The 6,294-nt window shown below is 30.3% G+C and carries 6 protein-coding genes; all 6 read left to right on the forward strand.

Going from position 1 to position 6,294, the window contains the following annotated elements; all coding sequences use genetic code 11:
* The first annotated feature begins 1 nt into the window (after nt 1).
* On the forward strand, nt 2-916 hold the full coding sequence (locus ABYI63_RS14545; RefSeq protein WP_372757311.1) for a glycosyltransferase: 915 nt from the start codon (nt 2-4) through the stop codon (nt 914-916).
* On the forward strand, nt 913-2,067 hold the full coding sequence (locus ABYI63_RS14550) for a glycosyltransferase (RefSeq protein ID WP_372757313.1): 1,155 nt from the start codon (nt 913-915) through the stop codon (nt 2,065-2,067). The genes ABYI63_RS14545 and ABYI63_RS14550 overlap by 4 nt, the downstream gene beginning before the upstream one ends.
* The gene (locus tag ABYI63_RS14555) at nt 2,064-2,942 is read left to right on the forward strand and encodes a glycosyltransferase family 2 protein (protein WP_372757314.1); all 879 of its coding nucleotides are present in this window, start codon (nt 2,064-2,066) and stop codon (nt 2,940-2,942) included. Before ABYI63_RS14550 ends, ABYI63_RS14555 begins: the two co-directional genes overlap by 4 nt.
* Before the next feature lie 18 nt (nt 2,943-2,960).
* Entirely contained in the window at nt 2,961-4,400 is a 1,440-nt protein-coding gene (locus ABYI63_RS14560) for an MBOAT family protein (RefSeq protein ID WP_372757316.1), read from the forward strand.
* Between the two features lies 1 nt (nt 4,401).
* Complete coding sequence (locus ABYI63_RS14565; RefSeq protein WP_372757318.1) at nt 4,402-5,307, forward strand: hypothetical protein; 906 nt, start codon at nt 4,402-4,404, stop codon at nt 5,305-5,307.
* A 186-nt stretch (nt 5,308-5,493) separates the two neighbouring features.
* Nucleotides 5,494-6,294: cytidylyltransferase domain-containing protein (locus ABYI63_RS14570; protein ID WP_372757319.1), on the forward strand; the 801-nt coding region annotated here is incomplete at its 3' end.

Genomic DNA, 6,294 nt, shown 5'->3' on the forward strand with positions numbered 1-6,294 from the left:
AATGAATAACATTACAGTAAGCATTTTTATGCTAACCTACAATCAGGAGCAATTTATAGCACAAACTATAGAGAGCATTGTAATGCAAAAAACCAATTTTAAGTATCAACTTGTTATAGGCGAAGATTGTAGTACAGATGCTACTTATTCAATTTGCAAATCCTTTGAAGAGCAATATTCAGACAAAATAAAACTCCTTCCTGCTCAGTCAAAAAACATAGGGTTGATTAATAATTATGTCCGAACCATTAAGGAATGTAATGGTAAGTATATTGCTATTTGTGATGGTGATGATTATTGGATAGATGAAAATAAACTCCAAAAACAAGTCGATTTTTTAGAAGCAAATTCAGATTATTCAATTGTTTATACAGGGTTTAATAAATTGTATCCTGATGGAACTCTTAAAAAAGCCACTTTAAGTTTTACAAATCAAGAATCTAGTTTCACAGATTTAATTTATAATAATTATATCCCTTCTGTAACAGTACTTTTTAGAAATAATAAAGATTTTAGTAAGTTACCAACTTGGATAACTAATTTTCCATATGGCGATTGGCCAACTTATTTATGGCTTATAAAAGATGAAGGTAAAATTTATTTTTTAGATGAAGTAACTGCAGTATATAGAATGGATATAGGGATTTCTTCAGCAATTGTAAAAGTAAACAGTGCTTTGTTGAATGTGAATTTGGGAATTTTAAATTTCATGCTAAACGATGCTGATTTTGAAAACAGAAAGGCGTTAATTAGACAAGTAATTTCTGAAAAAAAGAATAGTTTAATGACTAGTTATAATAGAGAGAAAGCATATATAAAAGGGCTAAAACAATTAGGGCACAATTTCATGAAAAATGAAAACAAGTTTGCTGTTATAAAGCTGTATTTTTATTCATTATATAAGAGTTTTACATGAAAATCCTTATGGTTGCTATACCAAATCACCACTTTTTTCAATGGGTAAACCAATTGAAAGATTCTGGGTTTGAAGTTTTTTGGTTTGATGTAACCGATGGTGGTCCAAAGTCTGATAAAATAACATGGGTAACGCAAATAAAGGGCTGGAAGTTGCGATGGAATTTCCCATTTAGAACCACCATAAAAAAAAACTTCCCAAATCTATACACGTCTATTCAAAAGTTAAATGAACGACCTGTAACTTCAGTTTTTAATAAGATTTTAAATGATATAAAACCAGATATGGTGCATTGTTTTGAAATGCAATTATCGGGGTTGCCCATTTTACCAATAATGGAGGCTAATAAGTTGCCTTTTATATATTCATCATGGGGGAGCGATGTGTATTATTATGATAAACTTGGGGTGTCAAAACGACAATTACAACGTTTTTATAATCGCGTTAATTATGCAATAACCGATTGTAAACGCGATTACAATTTGATGGTTGAAAACGGCTTTAATTCAAAATTTTTAGGGGTGTTTCCTGGCAATGGCGGACTAACTATCAACCAAAATAATATTCAACCTATCTCTAAAAGAAGCATTATTTTAATAAAAGGATATGATGATGGTGTAGGTAAAGCTTCTGTAGTATTAAAAGCTTTTGAATTGTTACCAAAAAGTATTTTGAAAGCTTATAAATTGATTGTTTATAGTGCTGATAATTCAGTTGAAAGACATATTAAAAACTCTAGTTTTTTTTCAGATTTAGATATAGAGATTTATTCCAGACATGCTTTTCTTCAAAATGAAAGTCTATTGAAAATAATGGGCGAATGTTGTATTCATATAGCTAATAGTATTTCGGATGGTATGCCCAATGTTTTATTAGAAGCTATGGGTATGGGAGCTTTCCCCATACAATCGAATCCAGGAAATGTTTCCGAAGAAGTTATTTCACACGGAAAAAACGGTTATTTAATTAATAATCCTTTGGATGAAATTGAAATATCAAACTTAATAAAAGAGGCATTGGCAAATGAAACACTTCGAAAAGATGCTCAGAATTATAATGTAAAATTTATTGACCAACATTATAATCGTGCTATCTTGCAACCTAAAATAATTAACCTTTACGAATCTGTTTTAATCGAATCTAATAAATGAAACTGTCGTTTCTTATCGTTACAAAAAATAGACCAGACGATTTGGTTTTTACCTTAAATAAATTAAAAAATTTAATAGAAAGTTCTGTCCATGAGGTTTTGGTATTTATTGATGGTTGCTCAAAAACCGAAGCTGTAATTGATGGATATAATTGGGTAAATTGGACAGTTTCCAAAGAAAGCATTAGTGCTTCACCTGCAAGACACATTTTATATAAAAAGGCAAAAGGAAAAATTATTATTGGACTTGACGATGATGCACACCCCATAAGCAATGATTTCATTACCACTATAGTTTCCGAATTTGGTGAAAATCAAAATTTAGGAATCATTGCTTTTCAAGAAATTCGTGGTTTGTTTAAATCGGATGTTGAAGCCTTAAAACGAGCCAAACTTTCTCAATCTTATTTTACAAACGATTTTGTTGGTTGTGGTTTCGCTATTAAAAAAGAGGTGTATCATGCCACAAATGGTTTTCCTGTTTGGATGGATATTTATGGCGAAGAATCTGCTTTGGCCATCGAAGTTTTAGATTTAGGATTTGATATTAAGTATAACAGCAACATCATAGTAAACCATCGGGTTGATGTTGAAAAACGGAAGTTTCAAAAACGTAATTATTTCCGGTTTGAAAAGCAGTTGATAAATTCAATGAAATATTATTTGATTTATTATAAAAACCCAAGTATTAAAATTTTAAAATTATTGTTTCATAATTTTAAAAAATATGCGCTTTCAGATATTTCATATTTTAGACTGTTCTTTAAAGCGATTATTACGGTGCTATTTGATTTGTTCAACATTTTAAAATATAGAAAACCAGTTAAAAAAAGCACCATCAATAAAAAAGTAAGTTTGCAATTATTATCCTATTAAGCCTCTAATCAATACAGTATGTTATTCAATTCCTTAGATTTTGCTGTGTTTTTACCAATAGTATTTGTGCTTTATTGGTTTGTTACGGCAAAAAATTTAAAGTTTCAAAACTTACTTTTGGTAGTGGCGAGTTATGTGTTTTATGGCTGGTGGGATTGGCGATTTTTAGCACTTATTGCTTTTAGTTCTATACTCGATTATGGTATTGGATTGCGTTTGTTGCATGAAATAAATGAACGAAAACGAAAAATATTATTATGGTTAAGTATTTCTGTAAACATTGGATTTTTAGGATTTTTTAAATACTACAATTTCTTTGTCCAAAATTTTATAGAGGCGTTTTCACTTTTTGGAACTAAAATTTCAGCGAATACTTTGCATATTATTTTACCAGTGGGTATTAGCTTTTACACCTTCCAAACATTAAGTTACAGTATTGATGTTTATAGACGAAAATTAGAGCCCACAAAAGATGTAATATCATTTTTAGCCTTCGTGAGCTTCTTTCCGCAATTGGTAGCTGGTCCTATTGAGCGTGCCACAAATTTATTGCCACAATTTTATAAGAAACGCCAGTTTCATTATTCGCAAGCTGTAGATGGTTGTAAACAAATACTTTGGGGTTTATTTAAAAAAATAGTAATTGCCGATAATTGTGCTGAATATGCTAATACGATATTTAATAACTCAGATAATTATTCTGGAAGTACCTTGGTAATGGGCGCTTTGTTCTTTACATTTCAAATTTATGGTGATTTTTCTGGGTATTCCGATATTGCTATTGGGACTTCAAGGTTGTTTGGTTTCAATTTAAAACAAAATTTTGCATTTCCTTATTTTTCTAGAGATATGGCGGAGTTTTGGCGGCGTTGGCATATATCGCTTTCTACCTGGTTTCGAGACTACTTATACATTCCACTAGGGGGTAGCAGAGGCGGAACATGGATGAAAGTTAGAAATACGTTCATTATTTTTTTAGTGAGTGGTTTTTGGCATGGAGCCAACTGGACCTTTATTGTTTGGGGACTTTTAAATGCGCTTTATTTTTTGCCATTATTGCTCACTAAATCCAATCGGAACAACTTGGATGTAGTTTCTGAAAATGCCAATGTACCTTCCGTTAAGGAATTTTTGAAAATGCTATTAACATTTAGTCTTTCAGTGTTCGCATGGATATTTTTTAGAGCAGAAAATGTTTCCCATGCATGGAATTATATTGTTAATATTTTTAAAGACTCTCTATTCAAACTTCCTGAAGTGAGACCTACCAATGTAATAATTTTAATAGTTGTATTTATGTTTATTGAATGGTTAGGTAGAACCCAGAAATATGCTATTGAATTGCTTTTAATTAAGCAAAATAAAGTTTTACGATGGTCATTTTATATGGTTTTGTTAGCAATCATATTTGTTTATAGCAATAAAGAGCAGCAAGAATTTATCTACTTTCAGTTTTAATATGAAGCAGTTTTTAATAAAAAGTTTGGTGTTTTTTCTAATTTTTTTCGTTGCAGAAAAAAGCATCTGTTTCTTTATTGAAAACGCTCCTAAAAAGGAATACGACAAAAGGCTAGAACATTTACTTAAAGGTGAAATAAATAAGGATATTGTTATTTTAGGATCTTCACGAGGTGCCAATAATATCATAGCAGAGCAATTACAGCAAGATACCAATAAATCTGTCTTTAACTTATCATACAAAGGTTCAGACCTAATTTTTCAAGAATTTATATTCAAAACCCTTATTGATTTTAATAATAAACCAGAGCTATTAATATTGGTACTGGACGATATTCATACATTTAAAACGGTTCCATCATTAAATTTTAGAACGGATGTATTAATGCCACTGAAAAATTACAATTATATAAATAATGAACTGATAAAAAGAAATGATAAGAATATATTATCTAAATATTTTTGTTTGAGTAGAGTGAATAGAAATGATTTTGATTTAAATGAAGTAAAAGTAAAACCAGAAGATGAGATAAGTATCTTAGGCTCTAATATTTTAATTAATAGGAAAATACAAAATTTAACTTTTAGTGATGGATTTGAAATTTATAGTGAAGATTCTGAAGATTTCAACAAAATAAATGCATTAAAAAACATTCAGTTACTTTGTAAAGAATATCAAATAGACTTAGTTTTTACATTCGCTCCAAGTTATAAAACTTTTAATCAAAGTTTTTTACATCGATTTAAAAAATTAGCAATAGAGGAAAACCGAATATTGGTTTACGATACCTTAAATCCTATTTATAAAAACGATACTTATTTTGCTGATGATTCCCATTTACTTAAAAATGGAGCAATAATATTTACATCTGAAATAACTACATTTGTCAATAACTTAAAAAGATAGTAATGTAAATCATCTTAATTACAAGAAGTAATAAGTTAGAAAGCGCATTTTAGAAAAATAATATGATTTGTATTTGTCAAAAAAACACTTTTCACATCCTTGAATTTGGGTATTAAATCTTGTTCATTCCTTCACAAAAAGTGTATTTTAGCAAAAATTGGTAAGTATTCTAAATAACAAGTTTAAATGAAAAAAATCGGCTTCATTCCCCTTAGAAAGAACTCTAAGGGCATTGTAAATAAAAACAAACGCAAAATGGTAGGAAGACCCTTGTTTACTTGGGTTTTAGGTGAAGCAGTTTTTTCTGATTTAGACATGGTTTATGTGTATACCGATGATTCTGAAATTATCGATTTTATAAATAAAGAATACCATTGGACTTCTAAAGTGAAAGCGGTCTTACGAAGTGATGAAAGTGCTACCGATACGGCATCTACCGAATTCGCGATGCTTGAATTTTGTGATAGTATAGATTATGATTTTGATGTGTTTTGTTTACTTCAAGCTACATCGCCATTCACTAAAAGAGAAGATATTAATGCCTGTTTAGATACATTAAATGATGGTTATGATTCTGCTTTAACAGTAGTAAATACCCATCGTTTTTTATGGAACAGCAACGGAACCGCCATTAATTACAATCCACATAAAAGACCACGTAGACAAGATTTTGAAGGTTTATTGGTTGAAAACGGATCTGTTTATGCCACAACCAAACAAGCATTACAGAAACATAAAAATAGAATTGGAGAAAAGGTAGCAGTTGTTAAAATGCCTGAAGATACCTTGATGGAAATAGATTCTGAAACCGACTGGATTGCTGTTGAAACCTTGCTAATTGAACGCCAAAAACGTGCAAAAGAGTCGAAAAAAATTACTCATATTGTTTTAGATGTGGATGGGGTTTTTACCGATGGCACTATAACATATACCAAAGATGGTGAACACACCAAGAGTTTCGATATGCGCGATGGTATGGGTCTGGAA

Source organism: Mariniflexile sp. (assembly GCF_041583155.1).
Taxonomy (GTDB): Bacteria; Bacteroidota; Bacteroidia; order Flavobacteriales; family Flavobacteriaceae; genus Mariniflexile.